The following is a 23,869-nucleotide window of genomic DNA, read 5'->3' as shown; positions in this document are numbered from 1 at the left end:
GCTGGGGCTGCTCGCCGTGCAGTTGCTGGCGGCGCACTCCCCCGCCGAGCTGCTCGCAGTGGACCCGCGGACCCGGCGCGCGGAGCAGGCGCTGACGATGGGCGCCACGCACGTACGTACGCCTGCCGAGGGCGCCGGCGCCGCGGACGGCTACGACCTGGTCGTGGAGACCGCGGGCGCCCACACCACCGCACGGGACGCCTGCCTCCTCGCGAGGCGCGGCGGAAGGGTCGTCCTCACCGGCATGTTCGAGCCGGGCGCCGAGGGAATCGACCCGGTGCACCTCTCGGTGAGCCAGCTGACGATCCGGTCGGTGTTCGGGGCTCCGTCGGCCGCGTGGTCCTACGCGGTACGGGCGTTCAACAGCGGGCTGCTCGACCCCGCGCCGGTCATCACGCACGAACTGCCGCTCACCTGCTTCGGCGAAGCCATCGAACTCGTCGGCAGCGGCGACCCGGGGGTCGGAAAGGTGTTGTTGCGGCCCTGAATCCACTCACTGTCACTGTTCGCCGTTCGGCTGCACGCCCTGCGCGTCCGGCACCGAGCGGCGTCCGACGCCCCGAATCAGACGACCCTTCAGGAGCACTGTGCCCACCGCTTCCCCCGGACCCCGCCGCCCCGGCGCCGACGCCCTCACCGCCCTGGGCATGGGCGCCCCCGCCCTCGACCCGGCCGACGCCTCGCCGCACGCCTTTCCCGACGGCGGCACCTGGCGCACCGAGATCCCTTCCTGCGAAGGCCCGGAAGCGCTGGCCACCGTACTGAAGGAGGCCTCGGCTCTCGACGTGCCGGTGCACCGCATCAGCCAGGGCAGCGGCGTATGGATGCTGACCGACGCGGAGATCACCGAGATGGTCGACGCGTGCGCACAGCACGACATCGAGCTGTGCCTCTTCACCGGCCCGCGCGGCACGTGGGACATCGGAGCGGCGACCCGTACCGACTCCGGCGGCGGAGGACTGCGCGCACGCGGTCACGACGCGGTGGCCGGCTGCGTGGAGGACGCGCTTCGGGCCACCCGGCTCGGCGTGCGCTGCCTGCTCGTGGCCGACGAGGGAGTGCTGTGGGTGCTGCACCAGCTGCGGGCGAGCGGTGAACTGCCCGCCGATACGACCCTGAAGGTGTCCGCACTCATCGGCCCGGTCAACCCGGCCGCGTTCAGCGTGTACGAGCGCCTCGGCGCGGACTCGCTCAACATCCCGTCCGATCTGACCCTCCAGCAGCTCACCGAGATACGCCGCGTCAGCGCGGCACCGATGGACCTCTATCTGGAAGCTCCGGACGACCTGGGCGGGTACGTCCGGATGTACGAGGCCGCCGAGTTGATACGCCGGGGGGCACCCCTCTACCTCAAGTTCGGGCTCAGCAAGGCACCGGGCATCTACCCCTACGGCTCCCATCTGCGCGCCGTCACACTCGAGTCCGCGCGTGAACGGGTACGGCGCGGCAGGCTCGCCCTCGATCTGCTCGCCCGGCTGGGCTCCGACGGCGGCATGTCGCCACTGGGCTCCCGCCTGCCGGGCGAACTCCAGCGATTCCCCCTCCCCGAGAGGAACTGACCCATGGGCACCCGCACACCAGCGCCACGACGACGCATCGCGCCCCTCGCCGCTGTCGCCGCCGCCACTCTGCTCGCCGGCTCACTCGCCGCTTGCGGGCAGGAGGCAAAGGGCGGCAGCCGCTACAAGGCGGACAAGGGCAAGGGCGGCACCATCGGACTGGCCATGCCGACCAAGTCCTCGGAACGGTGGATAGCCGACGGCCGGAACATGGCGCGGCAGTTCAAGGCCGCCGGGTACAAGGCGGACCTGCAGTACGGCGACGACAAGGTCGAGAACCAGGTCGCCCAGATCGAGAACATGATCGCCAAGGGGCACCGGCTGCTCGTCGTCGCCGCCATCGACGGCTCCGCCCTCACCGATGTGCTGAGGCGGGCGAAGGAGGCCGACGTCCCCGTCATCTCCTACGACCGGCTCCTGCTCGGCACCCCGAACGTCGACTACTACGCCTCCTTCGACAACGAGCGCGTCGGCGAGCTCCAGGGCGGCTACATCGTCGACAAGCTGAAGCTCGACGAGAAGAAGGACGAGAAGTTCAACGTCGAGCTGTTCGCGGGCTCCCCGGACGACAACAACACCAAGTTCTTCTGGGACGGCGCGATGAAGGTGCTGAAGCCCTACATCGACAAGGGCCAGATCACCGTCCGCAGCAAGCAGACAAAGATGAACCAGGTCACCACTCTGCGCTGGGACGGCGGCACCGCGCAGAAGCGGATGGACGACCTGCTCAGCAAGAACTACGGGTCCGAGGAGGTCGACGCGGTCCTCTCCCCGTACGACGGCATCTCCATCGGCATCCTCTCCGCCCTCAAGAGCGCCGGGTACGGCACCAAGGACAAGCCCTATCCCCTGGTGACCGGGCAGGACGCCGAGCTGGCCTCCGTCAAGTCGATCCTGCGCGACCAGCAGACGCAGACCGTCTACAAGGACACCCGCAAACTCGCCAGGCAGGCCGTGCAGATGGGCGATGCCGTCCTCACGGGAAAGAAGCCCGAGGTCAACGACACCAAGACCTACGACAACGGCAAGAAGGTCGTGCCGTCGTATCTGCTCAAGCCCGTGAGCATCGACAAGTCCAACACCCAGCGGCTGGTCGACGACGGCTACTACAAGGCCGGAGAGCTCAAGTGACGGCCCCGGCGGAGCAGTCGGCGCGCCCGACGGCCGGTCGCACAGTGCTGGAGATGCGCGGGATCACCAAGACCTTCCCCGGGGTCAAGGCGCTCTCCGACGTCAATCTGACGGTGCGCGCGGGCGAGATCCACGCGATCTGCGGTGAGAACGGGGCGGGGAAGTCGACGCTGGTGAAGGTGCTCAGCGGCGTCCACCCGCACGGGAGTTACGACGGCGAGATCCTCTTCGGGGGTGAGCCCTGCACGTTCAAGGACATACGGGCCAGCGAGCAGCGCGGCATCGTGATCATCCACCAGGAGCTCGCCCTGGTCCCCTATCTCTCCCTCGCCGAGAACATCTTCCTCGGCAACGAGCACGCCACCCGCGGCGTCATCAGCTGGGGCGACACCCTCCGGCACGCCGACGCGCTGCTCAAGCGGGTGGGCCTGCCCGACAAGCCGCAGACCCGGATCGCCGACATCGGCGTCGGCAAGCAGCAGTTGGTGGAGATCGCCAAGGCGCTCGCCAAGGAGGTGAAGCTGCTCATCCTCGACGAGCCGACCGCCGCGCTGAACGACGAGGACAGCCGCAAGCTTCTGGAACTCATCCGCGAACTGCGCTCGCAGGGCATCGCCTGCATCGTCATCTCGCACAAGCTCAACGAGATCCGGCACATCGCCGACTCCGTCACCATCCTGCGGGACGGGCGCACCATCGAGACGCTCACGGTGCGCGAAAGCCCGGAGGACGAGCCGGAGATCTCCGAGGACCGCATCATCCGCGGCATGGTCGGCCGGGATCTGGATCAGCGCTTCCCGCCCCGCACCGCCTACGAGGGTGAGGACGCCGGACTGGTCGCCCTGTCGGTCAGCGGCTGGACCGTACGGCATCCGATCGACCACCAGCGCAAGGTCGTCGACGACGTCTCGCTGGAGGTGCGGCGGGGCGAGATCGTCGGCATCGCAGGGCTGATGGGCGCGGGCCGGACCGAACTGGCGATGAACGTCTTCGGGCGCTCCTACGGCGTGTACGAGAGCGGCACGGTGTCCGTCGACGGCCGCGAGGTCCACACACGGACCGTTCCGGAGGCGATCTCGCACGGCATCGCCTACGTCACCGAGGACCGCAAGACCTACGGGCTCAACCTCATCGACGACATCAACCGCAACATCTCGCTCGCCTCGCTGGGCGGGCTCGCCCGCCGGGGCGTCGTCGACGAGCACGCCGAGCGGCGGGTCGCCGAGGGCTACCGGCGCTCGATGAACATCAAGGCGCCGACCGTGCACGAGCAGGTGCAGCGCCTCAGCGGCGGCAATCAGCAGAAGGTCGTCCTCAGCAAGTGGATCCACGCCGACCCCGAGGTGCTCATCCTCGACGAGCCGACGCGCGGCATCGACATCGGGGCGAAGTACGAGATCTACACGGTCATCGACAAGCTCGCCGCCGACGGAAAGGCCGTCGTGTTCATCTCCTCCGAGCTGCCCGAACTGCTCGGGATGTGCGACCGGATCTACACGATGGCCGCGGGCCGGCTGACCGGCGAGGTCGCACGCGAGGACGCGAACCAGGAAGTCCTCATGCGGCACATGACCAAGACCCTGGACACCAGCAGCACCGTCAGTACCGGCGGCACGAGTGAGAAGAGCTGAGGGCCGACCCATGACGACACCAACCGAAACCCGAACCCAGCCCGGCGACAGGCCCGAGCCACCCACGGGAGCCGGCAAAGCCTCCGCGGGGTCGCTGCTGCTGGACGCCGTCCGCAACAACATGCGCCAGTACGGCATGCTCGTGGCGCTCGCACTCATCGTCGTCCTGTTCCAGATATGGACTGACGGCTCACTGCTGCTGCCGAACAACGTCTCCAACATCGTCCAGCAGAACAGCTACATCCTGATCCTGGCCATGGGCATGATGATGGTGATCATCGCAGGCCACATCGATCTGTCAGTCGGTTCCCTGGCGGCGTTCGTGGGAGCCGCGGCAGCCGTGATGATGGTCAAGCACGACATGCCATGGGTGCTGGCGCTGGTGCTGTCGCTGCTGATCGGCGCCGCGGCCGGGGCATGGCAGGGCTTCTGGATCGCGTACGTCGGCATCCCGTCCTTCATCGTGACGCTGGCCGGCATGCTCCTCTTCCGGGGCGGGACGCAGATCCTGCTGGAGGGTCAGTCGATCGCGCCCTTCCCGAGGGGCTTCCAGGAGATCGCGCAGGGATTCATCCCGGAGATCGGCCCGTACACGCAGTATCACAACCCCACTCTGCTCATCGGTCTCGTCGTCATCGCGTTCGTGCTCGTCCAGGAATGGCGGGACAGGCGGCGGCAGTTGGCCTACGAGCTGGAGGTGCTGCCGTTCAATCTGTGGGTGCTCAAGTGCACGGCGATCGTGGCCGCCGTGGTGGCCTTCACCTTGACCCTGGCCAGCTACCACGGTGTGCCGGTCGTGCTCCTGATCATGTGCGTGCTGCTGATCGGGCTGGGCTTCGTGATGCGCAACGCCGTCGTCGGACGGCACGTGTACGCGCTGGGCGGCAACAAGGCGGCGGCCAAGCTCTCCGGCGTGAAGGACAAGCGGGTCACCTTCCTGGTCTTCGTGAACATGGGCGTGCTGGCGGCCCTGGCGGGCTGTGTGTACGCGGCGCGGCTCAACGCGGGCACCCCTCAGGCCGGCATCAACTTCGAACTGGAGGCCATCGCCGCGGCGTTCATCGGTGGCGCCTCGATGAGCGGCGGTGTCGGCACGGTGCTGGGAGCGGTGATCGGCGGACTCGTCCTCGGCGTCCTCAACAACGGCATGTCCCTGGTGGGCATCGGGACGGACTACCAGCAGGTCATCAAGGGGCTGGTGCTGCTCGCGGCAGTCGGCTTCGACGTCTGGAACAAGCGAAGGGTCGGCTCCTGACGGGAGTTGACGCAAACGCTGAGGGCCGCACCCCGGGATCGGGGTGCGGCCCTCGGCCGGTTCGTGCGCCGGAGCACACGCGCAGCGCTGTGCGTCAGGCGACGGCGAGGGTGACCTCGATGTTGCCGCGGGTCGCGTTGGAGTACGGGCAGACCTGGTGGGCCTTCTCCAACAGGTCCTTCGCCGTGGCCTCGTCCACGTTCGGGATGTGGGCCTCGAGAGCCACCTTCAGACCGAAGCCGCCGCTCGGGACAGTCCCGAAACCGACCTTGGCCGTCACGGTGGACCCGGATATGTCGGCCTTCTCCTTGCGGGCGACCACGCCGAGAGCTCCCTGGAAGCAGGCGCTGTAACCGGCGGCGAAGAGCTGCTCCGGGTTGGTGCCGGCACCGCTGCCGCCCAGCTCCTTGGGCGGGTTGACCACGACGTCGAGCTGGCCGTCGTCGGTGGCGACCCGGCCGTCGCGCCCGTTCTCAGCGGTGGCGACGGCGGTGTACTTGACGTCGATGGACTGGATGGACATGAATCCTCCTGTTCGGTGGCGTGACCGAGGTCTCGCGCCCGGGACCGCCGGCCGGTGTCGAGCCTAGCCACCGCCGCGGCATCGCGGTCGGGGGGTGCGGGACGTCACAGCCGGAACTGCCGGTGCACGGTGCTCGGTCGGTCAGTCGGTCACTCGCCGAGGCTGACGATCATCTTGCCGGTGTTCTCACCCTTGAGCAGACCGAGGAAGGCGTCTGCTGCGTTCTCCACGCCCTCGACGACCGTCTCGCGGTACTTCAGGTCGCCCGAGCGCACCCAACCCGACACCTCTTCGAAGAACTTCGGCATCAGGTCCGCGTGGTCCATCACGAGCAGCCCCTGCAGACGCAGGCGCTTGCCGATCACCATCGCGAGGTTCCTCGGGGCCGCGGGCGGCTCCGTCGCGTTGTACTGCGCGATCATTCCGCAGATCGTGGCGCGGCCGTGCACGTTCAACCGGCTGATGGCGGCCTCGAGATGCTCACCGCCGACATTGTCGAAGTAGACGTCGATGCCGTCGGGGGCCGCGTCCTTCAACTGCTCTGCGACGGGGCCCGACTTGTAGTTGAAGGCGGCGTCGAAGCCGTACTCCTCGGTGAGGACACGGACCTTCTCGTCCGACCCGGCACTGCCGATCACCCGGGAAGCGCCCTTGAGCTTCGCGATCTGCCCGACCTGGCTGCCCACCGCACCTGCGGCGCCGGAGACGAAGACGGCGTCACCCTTCTTGAAGGAGGCCACCTCCAGCAGACCGGCGTAGGCGGTGAGACCCGGCATGCCCAGCACACCGAGGTAGCTGGTGAGCGGCGCGAGCTCGGCGGAGACCTTGGTGGCGTACCGCGCCTGAAGCGTCGCGTACTCCCGCCAGCCGAGATCGTGCAGCACGTGGTCGCCCGGGGCGAATCCCTCGGCCTGGGAGGCGACGACGATCCCGACCGCACCCCCGGTCATCGGCTTGTCGAGCTGGAAGGGAGGAACGTAGGACTTCACGTCGTTCATCCGCCCGCGCATGTACGGATCGACGGAGAGGTGGAGGTTCCGGACGAGGATCTCCCCTTCGCCGGGCGCTGCGACAGGGCCTTCCCGCAGCGCGAAGTCGTCCGGGGACGGCCAGCCCTGGGGACGGGCGATCAGGTGCCATTCGCGGCCGGTCGCGGGGAGGGTGTCGGGCGAACTCATGGTGGTGGACCTCTCAAGCGGATTCATCGAGATGCTTCATGAACTGAAACAATCTTGCACCTTGATATTTCATGTTGTCAAGCAAAGCGCTAGAGTGGACGCATGGCCACGCGCTCCTCTGCCGGTACCCGCAGGATCGATCCCGACCCCGTCACCCGGGAGGTGGTCGATCTCATCGGCAGCGTCGTCGCGCGTTACTACGCCGAGTACGAGCTGGCCGCGGCCCACCACTCACTGACCGGAGCGCAGGCACGCGTGCTCGCGCTGCTGGCGCGCGAGCCCACGCCGATGCGCCAGGTGGCAAGGCAGCTCAAGTGCGAGCCGTCCAACGTGACGGGGATAGTGGACCGCCTCGAGTCACGCGGGCTTGTCGTGCGCCGCTCCGATCCGGCCGACCGGCGCGTGAAGCTCGCCGCCGCCACGGACGAGGGCGTCGACATGGCCGAACGGCTCCGGTCCGCCCTCGACTTCGCCCGTGAGCCGCTCGGCGGTCTGACCCCGGCCGAACGGACCGTCCTGCGCGATCTGTTGCAGCGCATGCTGGGCGAAGAGCCGTCCGCGCAGGAGTAGTTCCGGTCCGAGCCCCGGGTGAAGTCCGGCCGCAGCCGTCCGTCCAGCCCGGGCAATGTGCGCACGCCGAGACGCCACCGCTCACGGGGATGCGCCGCCTGAAAGCTGCTCGGGGGCTCAGCCCTCGAACGCCGGCTGAGCCAGACCCTGCCCGACTCCCGGAAGCACCAGCAACGATCCCGCCAGCGGGTTGGCCGTCGGCCGCGCCCCGGCCGCGGCTGTCGTGATGTACAGGTCCCGCAGGTCCGCGCCGCCGAAGGCGCAGGCAGTCGGGCGGTCGACCGGCAGTGCGACCGCACGGTCCAGCTTGCCGTCGGGGGTGTAGCGCCGCACTGCGGCGCCGTCCCACAGGGCGACCCAGACGCAGCCGTCGGCGTCGACCGTCAGCCCGTCGGGGTAGCCGGCGCCCTCCTCGATCTCCGCGAAGGCGCGGCGCCCGGAGACGCTGTCGTAGCCCCCGCCCGCGGCGCCGGTGACGTCGAAGACGTCGATGCGGCACGTGGGGGTGTCGTTGTAGTACATGAGCCGGCCGTCCGGGCTCCAGCCCGTGCCGTTGCTGACCGTGACCTGTGGAAGGACGGTCACCGTCGAGCCGTCCCCGGTCACGCGCTTGAGGTCGCCGCCGCCCGGCTGTTCCGCGTAACTCATGGTTCCCGCCCAGAGAGCACCGTCCGGCGCTATCGCCGCGTCGTTGCCCCGGCGCCCCTGAACGGGCTCCCGGTGAAGCCATGAGAACGAGCCGTCCGCGTCGTAAAGCCCCACGCCGTCACGGAGGTTGACGACCAGCCCGCCGCCCGCTCTGGGCTTCGCGGCACCGACGTGCTGCTCGGTCGTCATGACCGTGCGGCCGCCGTCGACCGGATCGAAGGTGTGGACACGGGAGTTGAGGATGTCCACCCAGATCAGCAGTTCGCGCGCGCTGTCCCAGGTCGGGCCCTCGCCCAGCCAGGCCCCGGTCCGTACCGCCACCTCTGCCGTGCGCACACCGCTCACCCCTGCCTCGTACTCGGCCTCGACGTCGACTTTCCCTGCATGTGCGGCCCTTACGTGCCGTCAGCCCTGCCCGCGGTACCCGAGCCGGCCCGACAGCTCTGCCGCGCCCTTGACGGCCAGCCCTTCGAGCTCGCCGCGTCTCTCCTCGGTCCAGCGGATCATCGGCACCGAAATGCTCAGCGCCGCCACGACCCGGCCCGCCGAGTCCCGTACGGGAGCGGCCACACAGCTGATGTCCGGGTTGGACTCCTGCCGTTCGACCGCGACGCCCTGCTCCCGGATCAGGGTCAGCGCGGCCCGCAGCTCCGGGAGGGAGGTGATCGAGTCGGGCGTCATCGCCGTCAGCGGCTCGGACTCCGGCAGCCGTTCCCGCAACTCCTCATCCGACAGGGACGCGAGCAGCATCTTCCCCACGGACGTGCAGTGCGCGGGCAGCCGCCGCCCGGCTGCGGAGACCATGCGCACCGCGTGCGTGCTGTCGACCTTGGCGATGTAGATGACGTCGCGGCCTTCGAGGATGGCCACGTGAACGGTCTCGTCGCAGGTGTCCGCGACGCTGCGCGCCACGTGCTGCCCCTCGGCGGCCAGGTCGAGCTGCTCGGCGTACCGGCTGCCGAGCTGGTAGCCGCGCACACCGAGCCGGTAGCGCCCCGGTTGATCGGCCGGCTGCACCAGGTAGTGGCGGGCGGTGAGGGTGCTGACCAGCTCGTGCACCGTGGTGCGGGGCAGCTGAAGCCTGCGGGTGATCTCGGGCGCGGAGAGGGTTCCGTCGCAGTCGAGAAAGAGCTCCAATACGTCCAGGGCCCTGGTCACGGCCGGCACGAGACGACCCATGTCCGCCCTCCCCTTGTTTCGCGCGTGTACCCCCGGTTCGAAATACCGACAGCTTGCCGGTATCGCGAACACAGCCTAGCCACCGCCTCACGGCCTCGACAATGCTCCAGCCCAGGACGCTCGTGCGCCCTGCGCTGCGAGGAGACCTAGGGGGTCCGCGGAGTCGCGCCCCAGGCGGGACTTTGCCGACACCCCCTAGGCGGACTTGCGCGTACGGGCGGTCTTCTTGGCCGCGGTCTTCTTCGCAGTGGATTTCGCGGCGGTCTTGGCAGCGGTCTTCGGGGCCGCCTTCTTCGCGCCGGCCGTCTTCTTCGCGGTGCTCTTGGCCGCGGTCTTCTTCGCTGCGGCCGTCTTCCCCGTGGTCTTGGAGGCGGTCTTCGACGCGGTCTTCTTGGCCCCACCCGAGGACTTCGCGGCTCCGTCCTTCGACTTCGAAGGAGTCTTCTTCGCGCCCCGCAGCTCGTGCACAGTCGCGTCCCCGGTGCCGCCGTTCTCCCCGCGGGACTGCCTGGCCGCCTGCACACTGCTCTCCAGCACGGCCATCAGGTCCACGACCTGACCCTTCTTCGACGGCGCCGCGGCCTCCTTGCCCGCCTCGGCAGTGTCGACGCCCTCCATCTTCGCCGTGACCAGCTGCTCGACGGCGGCTCGGTACTCGTCGTGGAGCTCCGACCAGTCCAGGTCGCCGAGCGTCTCCATCAGGGTGTCCGCAAGGTCCAGCTCCGCGTCACGGATGGTGACGTCCTCCTCGGGCGCGACCCCGCTCACGGACCGGATCTCCTCGGGCCACAGCATGGTGTGCAGCGCGATCACGTCCTCGTACACGCGCAGCAGGCCGAGGCTCTCCCTCCCCCGCATCGCCAGCTTGCCGACCGCCACCTTTCCGGAGCGCTTCAGCGCCTCCCGCAGCAGCGCGTACGGCTTGGCGGCGGACCTGCCGTCCCCCGCCAGGTAGTACGAGCGGTCCAGCTGGATCGGGTCCACGTCCTCCGAGGGCACGAAGCCGAGGATGTCCACGGTCTTCGCGGTGGGCAGCGGCAGCGCGGCCAGGTCGGAGTCGGTCAGCTGGACGGTCGTCCCGTCACCGGTCTCGAATCCCTTGCCGATCTCCTCGCGCGGCACCTCCTTCTCCTCCAGCTCGCACACCTTGCGGTAGCGGATGCGCCCGCCGTCGGTGGTGTGCACCTGGTGGAAGGAGACGCTGTGGCTCTCGGTGGCGGAGACCACCTTGATGGGGATGGAGACCAGCCCGAAGGAAATGGACCCTTTCCATATGGATCGCATGTTTCGTCCCTTCTATGGGACTCTCAGGGTATGCCGTACACGGAGGTCGAGGGCCGCCGTCTTGCTCTCAGCAATCTCGACAAGGTGCTCTATCCGGCCACCGGGTTCACCAAGGGTGAGGCCCTGCACTACTACGTGACCGTCGCGGAGGCGCTCCTGCCTCATCTGCAGGGACGCCCCGTTTCCTTCCTTCGCTATCCCGACGGTGTGGACTCCACCGCCTTCTTCGCCAAGAACGTGCCACCCGGCGCCCCCGACTGGGTGACCGTCCGCGAGATCACCGAGATCAGCAGCACCCCGATGCGGCAGGTGCTGATCGAGGACCTCGCGACTCTCGTGTGGGCGGCCAACCTCGCCGCTCTGGAGTTGCACACACATCAGTGGCGCGTCGAACACGAGGCCCGAGCGGACCGGCTCGTCTTCGATCTGGACCCCGGCCCGGGAGCCGGTGTCCTGGAGTGCCGCACCGTGGCCTTGTGGCTGCAGGAGCGGCTCTCGGCCGACGACATCACTGTGCTGCCGAAGACCTCCGGCGGCAAGGGGTTGCACCTGTTGGCTCCCATCGAGGTCACCGCCTCTTCCGCCGCCTCCGCTTACGCCAAGAGGATCGCCCTGGAGGCCGAGGCGGCGCTTCCCGCGTTGGCGATCAGCAAGATGGCCAAGGCCCTGCGCCCCGGCAAGGTCTTCGTCGACCATTCGCAGAACGCCGCGGCCAAGACCACCGCCGCCCCGTACACGCTCCGGGCCAAGCAGCAGCCCCGCGTATCGACCCCGCTCACCTGGGACGAGCTGGCCGAGGCCGGTACGGCTGACGAACTGGTCTTCCTCGCGAACGCGCTGCCCGCACGGCTCGAGCGCCACGGCGATCTGCTGGCGCCGCTGCTGGATCCCGAGCTGGCACGCCCACTGCCCAGCACCTGACGGGGGCTCGGAACGAGCGTCGGAAGAGGTGGACGTGCGGGCGGTACGACGACGGCGGGCGGCCCGGAGTGATTCCGGACCGCCCGCCGTCGTCGTCGGGTGGACTACTTCCTGTTGGTGCCCCAGTCGTCGTCCAGAGGAGTCCTGTGGTCACGGAGCGACCGGACCCTCTCGTTGACCGAGTCGGGCAGCCGGTGGCCGACCTTCTCCGTCACGACACCCGCCGCCTTCGAAGCAGCTTCGCGACCTGTCTGCGCGGCGGTCTCGGTGGCGTTGCGCACTGCGGGGTTCTCGGCGAACCGCTGTGCCGTCTGCCGCAATCGCTCATAGCGTTCACGGCCGGCACGCGTACCGAACACGTACCCGACAGCCAGACCAGCGACGAACGTGAGCCGGTAGCGCATGGCTCCACCCTTCTCTCGGTTCTCTCGGTTCCATCAGCTTCTCGATGGGCACGAGGCCGCACCGATACCGATTTCGGAGTACCCCCTGGCATGCGCTAATGTATTGCCCGCAGCGAGGGAACGCCGCCAGGACCAGGTGGGCGCGTCCGAGCAGAGCAGTCCCGTGTAGCTCAATCGGCAGAGCAGCCGGCTGTTAACCGGCAGGTTACTGGTTCGAGTCCAGTCGCGGGAGCACCCGAAAGAGCCCCGAACGGGGCTCTTTTTCTTTGCCGGACAAGTCCGTTGGAACATCTGGGAACCGATCACCGGGTGCTCGAAGTCCTCCCTCCCGTACGTCACCACCCGGCACGGGCGGGAGATCGTATGAGCAGCTATGCTGCGGCAGACGCGGCGCGCACAGATGTGCGTGATCCGACGAACGGGGCGGTAGCTCAGCCGGTTAGAGCAGCGGACTCATAATCCGTCGGCCGTGGGTTCGAGTCCCACCCGCCCCACCGCGCGCCCGCGCAGAGCTTCGGCTCTGACTGCGCGACAGCCCCGGCGAAGGCAGCCACGGGACGCAACTCCGCCTTCCGGCCCACATCTTCTTGCCCGGCAAGGATGCACCTCTCTTCTCGCGCACCCCTTCTCGCACACATCTGGCGCACCGTCCGCCGTGCGGACGTGTGCACGTTCGCGTACCCGAGCACTGCCGGCGGCGGGCCCTCCGCATTCGAGTGTCAACAATGGTTGACAATTCCTTCTTGTCATCCTAGGTTGACAGCATGGCCGCATCGGACGCAAGAGAAGCAGTGGACACCGCCGAGGCCGCCCTGCACAGCGATCCCCGCGTAGGACTGCGAGCCGTCGCCGCGTTGCGGCGGCTCACGGAGCGCCTGGAGGCGCTGCAGGTCGACAGCGCCCGCACCCAGGGCTGGTCCTGGGACGAGATCGGGGCGGCGCTCGGCGTGAGCAGGCAGGCCGTGCACAAGAAGCATGCGAGGAGGTAGGCGAGGATGTTCGAACGTTTCACGCAGTCCGCACGCCAAGTCGTCGTGGGGGCACAGGAAGAGGCTCGCAGCCTCGGCCACGACTGGATCGGAACGGAGCATCTGCTGCTCGCCGCCGTGCGGAGCCCCGAGGCGCCGGGGGCTGCGACTCTCGTACGGCTCGGCGTCACCGCCGAGAACTGCCGTGCGGCCGTCGCGAGCGTGGTCAGCCCCCAGGGAGACGCACTGGGCCCTGAGGACGCCGAAGCACTCAAGGCGTTCGGCATCGACCTCGACGAGATCCGCCGTCGGGCCGAAGGGGCCTTCGGCGACGGCGCGTTGGACGCCCCGGTGAGCGACCAGGGGGCCAAGCCCCGGCGGAGGGGTCCCTTCGGCCGCCGCCAACGACGGGACCGCACAGGCAGCTTGGGCGTGCCGGCCGAGGTGCCCGGGCCTTCGGGGCACATCCGGTTCACCGGTCGCGCCAAGAAGGCGCTGGAGTTGTCGCTGCGGGAGGCGATCTCACGCAAGGAGCGGCACATCGGCGTGGAGCACATCGTGCTCGCGCTGCTGCGCGGCGACGACAAGATCTCCCAGGGGATGTTCCAGCAGCTGGGAGTCGCTCCCGCCCAGGTGCGTGATCTCGTGCTGGCGGATCTGCGCTCGGCCGCGTAGGCCGTTGCCGGCATGGGCAGTTGACGGCTTCCGTCGCTCCGGCGAACGGGAAGCGATGTGCGTACAACCCCTCCTGCATGTCGCGTGTCTCTTTGTATACCGGACTCTTCCGGGCAAGAGTCGCAAGACTCTGAAATCCCAGTTTCAGTGCACGAGGGGGAAAAATGCGTATCCGATTCGCCAAGACTGCGATCGCCGTGCTGACCGGCGCGATGCTCGCCGTCCCTGCGGGAGCTGCCTACGCAGGCAGCGGGCCCGCACCCAAGCCGTCCGAGCGGAGCATCTCCAAGTCCACCGCGCCCTCGGCCAAGGGCAACCCTGCGAGCAAGGCGGCCAAGGCCGCAGACGTCTGCGACGACGCGTACCAGATCGGTACGACGGGGTACGTCAAGCGGAGCGGTGTCACCATCGCCTCGGTGAAGCAGTTCTACTCACCGGACTGCCAGGAGAACTACAGCTACGTGTGGATCTGGGAGAGCTTCCGCAAGACTGCCGGCGACTACGACGTCACTGCCGCGATCTACAGCTCCACGCAGGACGAGGTGCTCGGGGGCCGGTCCTGGCTGAACACCCAGGGCCAGGAGTTCTGGTCCTACGGCACGGACACCGTCTCCGACTGCACGACGGCCGTCGGCTCCGTGCGCAAGGCGGGCGACCCGACGCCCAACCACGGCGCCTCCTCGAAGCGTTGCTGAGGCAGCCGGCCTGACCAGGGGGTGCGACGAGGCTCCCCGCGCGCACGTCGCGCGGGGAGCCTTTCGCACGTCCCAGTCGGGGCGTGCGGCATCGCGGCGCGTCAGACGGCTGCCGCCATCCGCCGTACGCCCTCCTCGAGGATCTCGGGCGAGGTCGCCAGGTTGAGCCTCACGTGTCCCTCGCCGCCGGTGCCGAAGGCGGTCCCCGGGACGAGGGCCACGCGGCCCCGTTCCAGGAAGACGCCCGCCGGATCGTCCAGACCCAGCGCGTGGCAGTCCAGCCAGGCGAGGAACGTTCCCTGGTGCGGCTTGTAGCGCACGTCCGGCAGGTGCTGCCCGAGCAGCTTCGTGAGCAGCCGCCGGTTCTCGTCCAGCCCGGCCAGCAGGGCCTCCAGCCAGCCGGTGCCGTGCCGCAGGCCGGCGACGTGCCCGATCACGCCGAGATGGCTCGGGCCGTGACTGACCTCCTCCGGCATCCTGGCCAGCTCCTCGGCCGAGTCCCGTCCGGCGACCGCCACCGCCGCCTTCAGCCCGGCGAGGTTCCACGCCTTCGACGCGGACATCAGGGAGAAGGCGCGCTCGGTGCCGGGCACCGACAGGTACGGCACATGACGTGCTCCCGGCAGCACGAGCGGCGCGTGGATCTCGTCGGCGACGACTCGTACGCCGTACTCGTCCGCCAGCTCGGTCACCGCGGCCAGCTCGGCCGCCGTGTGCACGGTGCCCGTCGGATTGTGCGGGCTGCACAGCAGGTACGCCGCCCGGCGGGTGGATCCGGATCCTGCCGCCGGGCCGTCCGCCGCCGTGGCCGTGCGGAAGGCCGCAGCGAGTGTGTCCGTGTCCACCCGGCCTTCGGCGGTGAGCGGTGCCTCCACGACTCTGCGGTCCATGTGCGACACGAACTGGTAGAAGGGCGGATAGACGGGTGAGTTGACGACGACCACGTCGCCGGGCGAGGTGATCAGCTTGAGCACCTCGACGACGCCCGCCATCACGTCGGGAACGATTGCAGCGCGCTCAGGGCGCACGCCCCAATCCCAGTTCCGTCCGGCGTAGGCGTCGAGGGCGGCGATGTACTCGTCCGCCATCGCGTAGCCGGTGTCTCCGGTGCTGACGGCCGCCCGAAGGGCTTCGGCGACCGGCTCGGCCAGCTGCACGTCCATCTCGGCGATCCACATCGGCAGCACGTCGTCCGGATGGACCCGCCATTTCGCGCTGGTACGGCGGCGCAGCTCGTCCAGGGAGCATTGCCGCAGCGGATTACTCGTATGTGTGTCCACCCGGTCCACGCTAGGTCCATACGCCCCGCAGCATCAGACCGCGAGGTTCGAGGGCGGCAGCCGGGACCGCTGGAACGTAGGGCATCATTCCGCGCATGGGGATAGTCGCCGGTCTGGAAAGCTCAGCGGAGTACACGAGCATCATCGTCTGTGACGCGGACTCCGGTGCCGTGGTCAAGGAGGGGCACGCGGAGCACCCGGCGGAGCGCGACGACCCGCAGTCCTGGCTGATCTCGCTCGGCCGGGCGGCGAGCACCGGGCAGTTCGCCGACGTCGAGGCCATCGGGGTGTCCGCGCAGCAGCAGGGCCTGGTCGCGTTGGACTCCTCGGGCACACCCGTACGGCCTGCGCTGCTCGGCAACGACAGGCGCATGCAGGCCGCGGCGGCCGATCTCGTCGACGCGCTGGGCGGCCGGGAGGCCTGGGCACAGGCGGTCGGCGCCGTGCCCCAGGCGGGCCACCCGATATCCAAGCTGCGGTGGCTCGCACGCAACGAGCCGGACACCGCGTCCCGTGTGGTCGAGGTCCTCCAGCCGCACGACTGGCTGGTGTGGCAGCTGATGGCCCGCCCGTACCGGCGCACGACCGACCGCGGCGACGCCTCGGGAACCGGATACTGGTCGGCCGCGCTGGAGTCGTACCGCCCCGACCTGGTCGAGATGGCGCTGGGGCACCACGTCGCGCTGCCGGAAGTCATCGGTCCGGCCGAGCCGGCCGGGCGCACTCCGGAAGGGCTCCTGATCTCCGCCGGAACGGGCGAGACGATGGCCGCCGCGTTCGGGCTGGGACTCGGCCTGGGCGACGCCGTCATCTCCCTGGGCGCCTCCGGATCGGTCTTCGCCGTGCACCACGAGGCGCTCGCCGACCCCACGGGCACCATCACCTCCTACGCGGACGCGACCGGGATGCACCTTCCGGCTGTCCGCACCCTCAACGCGACGCGTGTGCTGCGCGGCACCGCCGATCTGCTGGGCACCGACCTGGACGGCCTCTCGGATCTCGCACAGCAGTCGACCCCGGGCGCCTACGGGCTGGTCCTTCTCCCCTATCTCGAGGGCGAGCACACGCCGAACCTGCCGCACACAGCCGGGTCCCTGCACGGTCTGCGGCGCGAGAGCATGAAGCCCGAGCATCTGGCCCGCGCGGCGGTCGAAGGGATGCTCTGCGGACTGGCCGACGCACTGGACGTGCTGCGCGCCAGGGGCGTGCAGGTACGAAGACTCTTCCTGCTGGGACAGGCGGCCGGACTGCCGGCCGTGCAGGCGGCCGCTCCCACGCTGTTCGGCACGCAGGTCGTCGTGCCGCGGCCCGCCGACTACACGGCGATCGGGGCCGCCCGGCAGGCGGCGTGGGCGCTCAAGGGCACCGCGCACCCCCCGCAGTGGGCCCCGCCCGAGTGCCAGGTCTTCGATCCCGGTGCGGAACTGGCCGCCGGCCAGGCGGTGCGGCAGCACTATGTGACCGTGAGGGAAGAGACCCACCCGGGAGCCTTCGAGGACTGACGCACGGACGCGGACGCCTCTCCCCCGCTCCGGTCCCTCGACGGTTGCCTGGTCGCCGGGGTTCAGCCGACAGCGATCAGCGTGCTCTTTGCCCGGAGTTGGCGGTGTGGGCCGGGAGCGTGCTCGAAGATGGACAGGACCACCATCGATCTTCTTTTCCGCCACGGGGACCCATGTGCTGATCCGCCTGCTCCGAGAGCACCTGCGCCCGTATCGGCGCCCGGCCGTCCTGCTCGTGCTGCTTCAGCTGGTGCAGACGTCCGCCACGCTCTACCTGCCGACGCTCAACGCCGACATCATCGACAACGGTGTCGTGCTCGGTGACACGGACTACATCCTGCGGGTGGGCGGCACCATGATCGCCGTCTCGCTGGCCCAGGTCGTCTGCAACATCGGCGCGGTCTTCTACGGAGCACGTACCGCCTCGGCACTCGGCAAGGACATGCGGGCCACCGTCTTCCACCGGGTTCAGACCTTCTCCGGGCGCGAGGTCGGGAAGTTCGGGGCGCCGTCCCTGATCACCCGCACCACGAACGACGTGCAGCAGGTGCAGATGCTCGTCCTGATGTCGTTCACGCTGATGGTCTCGGCGCCGATCATGTGCTTCGGCGGTGTGTTCATGGCGCTCGGGCAGGACGTGCCGCTCTCCTCGGTGCTGCTGGGCGTGGTCCCGGTGCTCGCGGTCATGGTCGGGCTGATCGTGCGGAAGATGCGGCCGCTCTTCCGCACCATGCAGACGCGGCTGGACGGCGTGAACCGGGTGCTGCGCGAACAGATCACCGGCATCCGCGTCATACGGGCCTTCGTCAAGGACGACTACGAGCGGCGGCGTTTCCAGGAGCACAACAGCGGGCTGACCGAAGTGCAGTTGCGCGCCGGGCGGTTGATGACGCTGATGTTCCCGACCGTCATGACCGTGGTGAACGTCTCCAGCGTCGCCGTGGTCTGGTTCGGCGCGCACCGCGTCGACAGCGGCCACATGCAGATCGGCGCCCTCACGGCGTTCCTCGCGTACCTGATGCAGATCGTGATGTCCGTGATGATGGCCACCTTCATGTTCATGCTGGTGCCCCGCGCGGAGGTCTGCGCGGACCGGATCATGGAGGTGCTGGACACCGACTCCAGCGTCGTGCCGCCCACCGATCCCGTACGGACGCTGCACCGGCACGGCCAACTGGAGCTGCGGGGCGTGGGGTTCCGCTACCCGGGCGCGGAGGCGCCCGTGCTCCAGGGGGTCGATCTGGTGGCGCGGCCAGGCGAGACGACCGCCGTGATCGGTTCGACCGGAAGCGGCAAGACGACGCTGCTCTCTCTCGTACCGCGGCTGTTCGACGCCACGGAGGGCACCGTGCTCATCGACGGCGAGGACGTGCGCACGCTCGAGGGAGAACTGCTGGCGCGGACGGTGGGCGTCGTTCCGCAGCACCCCTACCTCTTCTCGGGAACGGTCGCCTCGAATCTGCGTTACGGGCGTCCCGACGCCACCGACGAGGAGCTGTGGCAGGCCCTGGAGGTCGCCCAGGCAAGGGAGTTCGTCGCGGCCATGGAGGGCGGCCTGGACGCGTCGATCGGCCAGGGAGGCAACAACGTCTCGGGCGGTCAGCGGCAACGGCTGGCCATCGCACGGTTGCTGGTGCACCGCCCGGAGATCTACCTCTTCGACGACTCCTTCTCCGCTCTCGACTACGCGACCGACGCGGCCCTGCGGGACGCACTCGCGCATACGACGGCTGAGGCGACGGTCGTCATCGTCGCCCAGCGCGTCTCCACCATCCGCGACGCCGACAGGATCCTGGTGCTGGACGAGGGACGGGTGGTCGGTGCCGGCCGGCACGAGGAACTGATGGCCGGGAACGACACGTACCGGGAGATCGTGCTCTCCCAGCTCACCGAGCAGGAGGCAGCGTGAGCGGGCCCGCGCGCATTCTGGGGGGCGGCGCCCCGCCTCAGCGCTCCACGGACTTCAAGGCGTCGGCGAAGCGTCTGCTGGGGCAGTTCCGGCCCGAACGTCTCACGCTGGCGGGCATGGTGGTCTTCGGGCTGCTGGGAGTGGGGCTCAGCGTCCTCGGGCCGAAGATCCTCGGCGCGGCGACGGACTTGATCTTCGCCGGGTTCATCGGCAAGCAACTGCCCGGCGGCACAAGCCGGGAGCAGGTCCTGGAGCGCATGCACGCCGAGGGCGACGACCGTGTCGCCGACATGCTCTCCGGGATGGACTTCACGCCCGGCCAGGGCATCGACTTCGGCGCGGTCGGCTCAGTGCTGCTGTGGGTGCTCGCCGTGTACGCGATCGCGGGCCTGATGATGCTCTTCAGCGGGCGGTTGTCCGTACGCGCCATCAACCACACCGTCTTCCGGCTGCGGGAGCAGGTGGAGGAGAAGCTCGCGCGGCTGCCGCTGTCGTACTTCGACAAGCAGACGCGCGGCGAGGTGCTCAGCCGCGTCACCAACGACATCGACAACATCGGGCAGACCCTTCAGCAGACCATGGGTCAGATCGTCAACTCCCTGCTCACCATCGTCGGTGTGCTGGTGATGATGCTCTGGATCTCGCCGCTGCTGGCTCTGGTCGCGATGGTGACCGTGCCGCTGTCCGTGCTGACCGCCACCCGGCTCGGCAAGCGGGCGCAGCCGCACTTCGTCGACCAGTGGGCCTCCACGGGCAAGCTGAACGGCCACGTCGAGGAGATGTACACCGGGCACACGCTGGTGAAGGTCTTCGGACGGCAGGAGGAGTCCGCCGCGGAGTTCGAGAAGCACAACGAGGCGCTGTACAAGGCCGGTTTCAAGGCTCAGTTCGTCAGCGGGATCATGCAGCCCGCCATGATGTTCGTCGCGAACCTCAACTACGTGATGGTGGCGGTCGTCGGTGGTCTGCGGGTCGCCTCGGGCGCGCTGTCGATCGGTGACGTCCAGGCGTTCGTGCAGTACTCGCGGCAGTTCACGCAGCCGCTCACCCAGGTCGCCTCCATGGCCAACATGGTGCAGTCCGGGGTGGCTTCGGCGGAGCGCGTCTTCGAGATCCTCGACGCGGAGGAGCAGTCACCGGAACCGGCGGTCGCCCAGCGCCCCGCCGAGGTGCGCGGACAGGTCGAGCTGAGCGGCGTCTCCTTCCGCTACGAGGCGGACCGTCCCCTCATCGAGGACCTGAGCCTGTCCGTCGATCCAGGCCGCACTGTCGCCATCGTCGGTCCCACCGGCGCGGGCAAGACCACGCTGGTCAATCTGCTGCTGCGCTTCTACGAGACGCGCAGCGGCCGGATCCTGCTGGACGGCACGGACATCGCGGCAATGAACCGTGAGGAACTGCGTTCGCGCATAGGCATGGTGCTCCAGGACACCTGGCTCTTCGGGGGCACCATCGCCGAGAACATCGCCTACGGAGCGCAGGACTCCAGCCGCGAGCAGGTGGAGGAGGCGGCTCGGGCCGCTCACGCCGACAGGTTCATCCGCACGCTGCCCGACGGTTACGACACCGTCCTGGACGACGAGGGCACCGGTGTCAGCGCCGGTGAGAAGCAGCTGATCACCATCGCCCGCGCCTTCCTCTCCGACCCGGTCATCCTCGTCCTCGACGAGGCGACGAGTTCCGTGGACACCCGCACCGAGGTGCTCATCCAGCAGGCGATGGCACGCCTGTCCCACGGCCGTACGAGCTTCGTGATCGCCCACCGCCTCTCCACCATCCGGGACGCCGACGTGATCCTGGTGATGGAGAGCGGGTCGATCGTGGAACAGGGTTCGCACAGCGAACTGCTCGCCGCGGACGGCGCCTACGCGCGCCTGTACAAGGCGCAGTTCGCGGGAGCCGTCGCGGAGGTGGACTGAGCCGGGCCCGGGTGCGGGGCGTCGTCGGGTCAGTCCAGGTAGCCGCGCAGCTGGTCGGCGAAGGCGTGGTCGCGCAGCCTGCTGAGGGTCTTGGACTCGATCTGGCGGATACGTTCACGGGTCACGCCGAAGAGGCGGCCGATCTCCTCCAGGGTGCGGGGCCGGCCGTCGGCCAGGCCGTAGCGGAGCTGGACGACCCTGCGTTCGCGCTCGCCGAGGGTGGACAGGACGGCTTCCAGGTGCTCGCGCAGCAGCAGGAACGCCGCCGACTCGACGGGTGAGGGCGCGTCGCCGTCCTCGATGAGGTCGCCGAGGTTGACGTCGTCCTCCTCACCGACGGGCGCCTGCAGGGAGACCGGCTCCTGTGCGAGGCGCAGCACCTCGCTGACCCGTTCCGGGGTGAGGTCGAGCTGGACGGCCACTTCTTCCGGCGCCGGTTCGTAGCCTCGCTCCTGGAGCAGCCTGCGCTGGACGCGTACGACCCGGTTGATCAGCTCGACGACGTGGACCGGGACGCGGATCGTACGGGCCTGGTCGGCGAGCGCCCGCGACATGGCCTGACGGATCCACCAGGTCGCGTACGTGGAGAACTTGTAGCCGCGGGCGTAGTCGAACTTCTCCACCGCGCGGATCAATCCGAGGTTGCCCTCCTGCACCAGGTCCAGCATGGTCAGCCCACGGCCGACGTAGCGCTTGGCGACGGAGACGACCAGGCGGAGATTCGCCTCTATGAGACGGCGCTTGGCAATCCTGCCCATCACGACGAGCCGGTCGAGATCGAGGGCGAGTCGTCCGTCCGCGGTGGACGGGTCGGTCAGCTTCTCCTCCGCGAAGAGCCCAGCCTCGACCCGGCGCGCGAGCTCGACCTCCTCGGCTGCGGACAGCAGCGGGATGCGGCCGATCTCTCGCAGGTACTGCCGGAACAGGTCGGCCGAAGGGCCGCTTCCCGACTCCGCCTTGGCGGGTGCTTCCCGCTCCGGCTCGTCGGCCAGGGGCTCCAGGACCACGGCGGAGGGCCGGGGCTGGTCCGGACCGTCCGGGGCGGGCTGAAGGGGCGGAGCGGAAGGCACTGGCTGCACAGGTGGGGCGGAGGAGGCCGCACGGGTCGGTGCGGCCGCCACATCGGGAACCGTCGGGGCGGCGGGAGCCGCGCTGGTCAGGGTCCGGGTCTGCACGGGGGCGACCTCCAGTGTGCTCGCTGCCGGTCGGGGGGCGGCGTACGTGCTGTGCGGATCCGCGGGGGACTGCGGCCCATCCGGCCGGCGCGCCGCCCCGCTCCGAGGACTCAAGCACCGCACACCAGTGTGGGGTACGACACACTCCCGCCACGAGGGGCGTGCGCCCAGTTTTTGAGTTGGACGGTGACTTGTCGCATACGCACGGCTACTTACGCGCTTTCCGGGACGGGAGGGGCCGAGCGGTGCGCAGGCGTGTGAACGGCCCGAGAGCGAGCGACCTGATACGCCCGAGGGGTGCGCAACTGATCTCGGTATGAAGGGGGTTGCTCGGGGCTGGAGCCTGGGAAAATGAGCGGCAGGGTCCCACTGGTGCGCGGTACGGTGCGCCGATGTCAGCGATCAGGAAGTTCCAAGTCACCTTTGACTGCGCAGAACCTGAGCGTCTCGCTCGATTCTGGTGCGAGGTGTTGGGGTACGTCGTACCGCCGCCACCGGAGGGGTTCACCACCTGGGACGATTTCAACCGCTCTCTGCCTGCTGAGGAGCGGGATTCGTGGTTCGGCTGCAGCGATCCCTCAGGCGTGGGCCCGCGCCTGTACTTCCAGCGCGTCCCTGAAGGAAAGGTCGTCAAGAACCGGGTGCATCTCGACGTCCGGGCCGGCACCGGGCTCGTGGGGGACGAGCGCCTCGCCACGCTCGAAGCCGAGTGCGCACGACTGGTCGCGCTCGGTGCCACACACGTGCAAACGCTGTACGCCGATGAGGAGAACGAGTCGTGCATCCCGATGCTGGACATCGAGGGCAACGAATTCTGTATCGACTGAGCACTCTCCGAGCCGGGGAGGTGGGGCAGTGACCAGCTTGCCGAACTGCCGCGGGTTCAGCGGTGAACGGGACTGTCCAGGATGGCTCCCAACGCCGTGATCGGACCCGGCCTGGCAAGGTCATGACTCCAAGATCAGCCGTTACGGCAACAGTCCTCAGAGGGCTGAGGCGCCGCGCTCGCGCAGGGCCCGTCCGTACTGCTGGAGCGTCCAGATCTCCTGCCGTACGGACGCCGAACGCTCCCCGTCGCGCTGGGCCTCGAGGCGGCGGGCCGAACTCTCCAGGTCGGCGATGCGCGTGTTGACGGCGGCGAGGCGCACGGCGACGAGCTGCATTCCCGCGTACAACTCGTCGGGCTCGCGGCCACGTCCGCTGCGGAGCGGCTCGACCACGAGTTCGTTGACGAGCGACCGCACGGTGTCGTCGGGTGCGGCCGCGCGCACCCGGCTCACGTAGTCGGCGTCATCGCTGCTCGCGCCGCCGGCCGCTTCGATGGTCTGCCTCACCGTCGCGTAGGGCGGGGCGGTGAATTCGTCCGGCCCGTACGCGTCGAAGGCCGGGGAGACCAACTCCGGGCGCTGCAGGGCGAGTTTGAGCAGTTCGCGCTCGACGCGGTGCGCGGGGCTGCGGAGGTT

22 protein-coding genes, 2 tRNA genes and 1 pseudogene are annotated in these 23,869 nt (G+C 69.1%); 16 read left to right on the top strand and 9 right to left on the bottom strand.

Annotated features, from left to right (window positions below):
- The 5 genes from H5J26_RS13225 to mmsB all read left to right on the top strand — a co-directional run.
- The coding region (locus tag H5J26_RS13225) for a zinc-binding dehydrogenase (protein ID WP_235980672.1) at positions 1–487 on the top strand (487 nt) is incomplete at its 5' end.
- A 160-nt stretch (positions 488–647) separates the two neighbouring features.
- The gene (locus tag H5J26_RS13220) at positions 648–1,559 is read left to right on the top strand and encodes a hypothetical protein (RefSeq protein WP_235980676.1); all 912 of its coding nucleotides are present in this window, start codon (positions 648–650) and stop codon (positions 1,557–1,559) included.
- A gap of 3 nt (positions 1,560–1,562) precedes the next feature.
- Entirely contained in the window at positions 1,563–2,690 is a 1,128-nt protein-coding gene (chvE, locus tag H5J26_RS13215) for a multiple monosaccharide ABC transporter substrate-binding protein (RefSeq protein ID WP_181766015.1), read from the top strand.
- A gap of 53 nt (positions 2,691–2,743) precedes the next feature.
- A complete protein-coding gene (gene mmsA, locus H5J26_RS13210; protein ID WP_181766014.1) occupies positions 2,744–4,321 on the top strand; it encodes a multiple monosaccharide ABC transporter ATP-binding protein in 1,578 nt (525 codons plus the stop codon).
- A gap of 10 nt (positions 4,322–4,331) precedes the next feature.
- Positions 4,332–5,576, top strand: coding sequence for a multiple monosaccharide ABC transporter permease (mmsB, locus tag H5J26_RS13205; protein WP_181766013.1), 1,245 nt, complete (start codon positions 4,332–4,334; stop codon positions 5,574–5,576).
- 94 nt (positions 5,577–5,670) lie between these two features.
- Here the strand turns inward: mmsB and H5J26_RS13200 are convergent, their stop codons facing one another.
- Positions 5,671–6,099 (bottom strand): organic hydroperoxide resistance protein, encoded by a 429-nt coding sequence (locus H5J26_RS13200; protein ID WP_181766012.1) that lies wholly within the window; start codon positions 6,097–6,099, stop codon positions 5,671–5,673.
- Positions 6,100–6,248: 149 nt separating this feature from the next.
- The gene (locus H5J26_RS13195; RefSeq protein WP_181766011.1) at positions 6,249–7,277 is read right to left on the bottom strand and encodes an NADP-dependent oxidoreductase; all 1,029 of its coding nucleotides are present in this window, start codon (positions 7,275–7,277) and stop codon (positions 6,249–6,251) included.
- 102 nt (positions 7,278–7,379) lie between these two features.
- Between H5J26_RS13195 and H5J26_RS13190 the strand changes: the two genes are divergently transcribed.
- Entirely contained in the window at positions 7,380–7,847 is a 468-nt protein-coding gene (locus H5J26_RS13190) for a MarR family winged helix-turn-helix transcriptional regulator (RefSeq protein WP_181766010.1), read from the top strand.
- Between the two features lie 117 nt (positions 7,848–7,964).
- Here H5J26_RS13190 and H5J26_RS13185 read toward each other — a convergent pair whose 3' ends face one another.
- The 3 genes from H5J26_RS13185 to H5J26_RS13175 all read right to left on the bottom strand — a co-directional run bounded on the left by H5J26_RS13185 (position 7,965) and on the right by H5J26_RS13175 (position 10,958).
- Positions 7,965–8,831: an SMP-30/gluconolactonase/LRE family protein gene (locus H5J26_RS13185; protein ID WP_181766009.1), complete on the bottom strand. Its 867-nt coding sequence runs from the start codon at positions 8,829–8,831 to the stop codon at positions 7,965–7,967.
- Positions 8,832–8,900: 69 nt separating this feature from the next.
- The gene (locus H5J26_RS13180; protein ID WP_181766008.1) at positions 8,901–9,674 is read right to left on the bottom strand and encodes an IclR family transcriptional regulator; all 774 of its coding nucleotides are present in this window, start codon (positions 9,672–9,674) and stop codon (positions 8,901–8,903) included.
- 195 nt (positions 9,675–9,869) lie between these two features.
- The gene (locus H5J26_RS13175) at positions 9,870–10,958 is read right to left on the bottom strand and encodes a Ku protein (protein ID WP_181766007.1); all 1,089 of its coding nucleotides are present in this window, start codon (positions 10,956–10,958) and stop codon (positions 9,870–9,872) included.
- A 30-nt stretch (positions 10,959–10,988) separates the two neighbouring features.
- Between H5J26_RS13175 and ligD the strand changes: the two genes are divergently transcribed.
- Positions 10,989–11,879 carry a non-homologous end-joining DNA ligase gene (gene ligD / locus H5J26_RS13170; RefSeq protein ID WP_181766006.1) on the top strand — a complete coding sequence of 297 codons (891 nt, stop codon included), beginning with the start codon at positions 10,989–10,991 and terminating at the stop codon, positions 11,877–11,879.
- 104 nt (positions 11,880–11,983) lie between these two features.
- Here the strand turns inward: ligD and H5J26_RS13165 are convergent, their stop codons facing one another.
- Positions 11,984–12,283, bottom strand: a complete 300-nt coding sequence (locus H5J26_RS13165) for a YtxH domain-containing protein (protein ID WP_181766005.1) — start codon at positions 12,281–12,283, stop codon at positions 11,984–11,986.
- Positions 12,284–12,442: 159 nt separating this feature from the next.
- Between H5J26_RS13165 and H5J26_RS13160 the strand changes: the two genes are divergently transcribed.
- The 5 genes from H5J26_RS13160 to H5J26_RS13140 all read left to right on the top strand — a co-directional run bounded on the left by H5J26_RS13160 (position 12,443) and on the right by H5J26_RS13140 (position 14,621).
- Positions 12,443–12,515 (top strand) — tRNA-Asn (locus H5J26_RS13160).
- A 188-nt stretch (positions 12,516–12,703) separates the two neighbouring features.
- Positions 12,704–12,777, top strand: a tRNA-Ile gene (locus H5J26_RS13155).
- Positions 12,778–13,047: 270 nt separating this feature from the next.
- A complete protein-coding gene (locus H5J26_RS13150; protein ID WP_181766004.1) occupies positions 13,048–13,272 on the top strand; it encodes a hypothetical protein in 225 nt (74 codons plus the stop codon).
- A gap of 6 nt (positions 13,273–13,278) precedes the next feature.
- Positions 13,279–13,926, top strand: a complete 648-nt coding sequence (locus H5J26_RS31980; protein ID WP_181766003.1) for a Clp protease N-terminal domain-containing protein — start codon at positions 13,279–13,281, stop codon at positions 13,924–13,926.
- 164 nt (positions 13,927–14,090) lie between these two features.
- Positions 14,091–14,621, top strand: coding sequence for a hypothetical protein (locus H5J26_RS13140; RefSeq protein ID WP_181766002.1), 531 nt, complete (start codon positions 14,091–14,093; stop codon positions 14,619–14,621).
- 101 nt (positions 14,622–14,722) lie between these two features.
- Here the strand turns inward: H5J26_RS13140 and H5J26_RS13135 are convergent, their stop codons facing one another.
- Positions 14,723–15,910, bottom strand: coding sequence for a MalY/PatB family protein (locus H5J26_RS13135; protein WP_419183791.1), 1,188 nt, complete (start codon positions 15,908–15,910; stop codon positions 14,723–14,725).
- Between the two features lie 86 nt (positions 15,911–15,996).
- Here H5J26_RS13135 and H5J26_RS13130 point away from each other — a divergent pair, with 86 nt between their 5' ends.
- From H5J26_RS13130 to H5J26_RS13120, 3 genes are all read left to right on the top strand, one after another.
- Complete coding sequence (locus H5J26_RS13130) at positions 15,997–17,403, top strand: FGGY family carbohydrate kinase (protein ID WP_181766001.1); 1,407 nt, start codon at positions 15,997–15,999, stop codon at positions 17,401–17,403.
- Positions 17,404–17,578: 175 nt separating this feature from the next.
- On the top strand, positions 17,579–19,312 hold the full coding sequence (locus H5J26_RS13125; protein ID WP_181766000.1) for an ABC transporter ATP-binding protein: 1,734 nt from the start codon (positions 17,579–17,581) through the stop codon (positions 19,310–19,312).
- On the top strand, positions 19,309–21,231 hold the full coding sequence (locus H5J26_RS13120) for an ABC transporter ATP-binding protein (protein WP_181765999.1): 1,923 nt from the start codon (positions 19,309–19,311) through the stop codon (positions 21,229–21,231). Before H5J26_RS13125 ends, H5J26_RS13120 begins: the two co-directional genes overlap by 4 nt.
- Positions 21,232–21,260: 29 nt before the next feature.
- Here H5J26_RS13120 and H5J26_RS13115 read toward each other — a convergent pair whose 3' ends face one another.
- Positions 21,261–22,406, bottom strand: a complete 1,146-nt coding sequence (locus H5J26_RS13115) for a sigma-70 family RNA polymerase sigma factor (protein WP_419183790.1) — start codon at positions 22,404–22,406, stop codon at positions 21,261–21,263.
- A 392-nt stretch (positions 22,407–22,798) separates the two neighbouring features.
- On the opposite strand from H5J26_RS13115, the gene H5J26_RS13110 reads away from it, so the two are divergent.
- Positions 22,799–23,233 carry a VOC family protein gene (locus H5J26_RS13110; RefSeq protein ID WP_181765998.1) on the top strand — a complete coding sequence of 145 codons (435 nt, stop codon included), beginning with the start codon at positions 22,799–22,801 and terminating at the stop codon, positions 23,231–23,233.
- Positions 23,234–23,389: 156 nt separating this feature from the next.
- Here the strand turns inward: H5J26_RS13110 and H5J26_RS13105 are convergent.
- Positions 23,390–23,869 (bottom strand): annotated as a pseudogene (locus H5J26_RS13105) (DNA primase); the annotation flags it as partial.

The organism is Streptomyces albidus (ex Kaewkla and Franco 2022), from assembly GCF_013870515.1.
Taxonomy (GTDB): Bacteria; Actinomycetota; Actinomycetes; order Streptomycetales; family Streptomycetaceae; genus Streptomyces; species Streptomyces albidus.
Note: the sequence above shows the minus strand (reverse complement) of the source record. Positions and strands in the feature narration are given on the sequence as shown.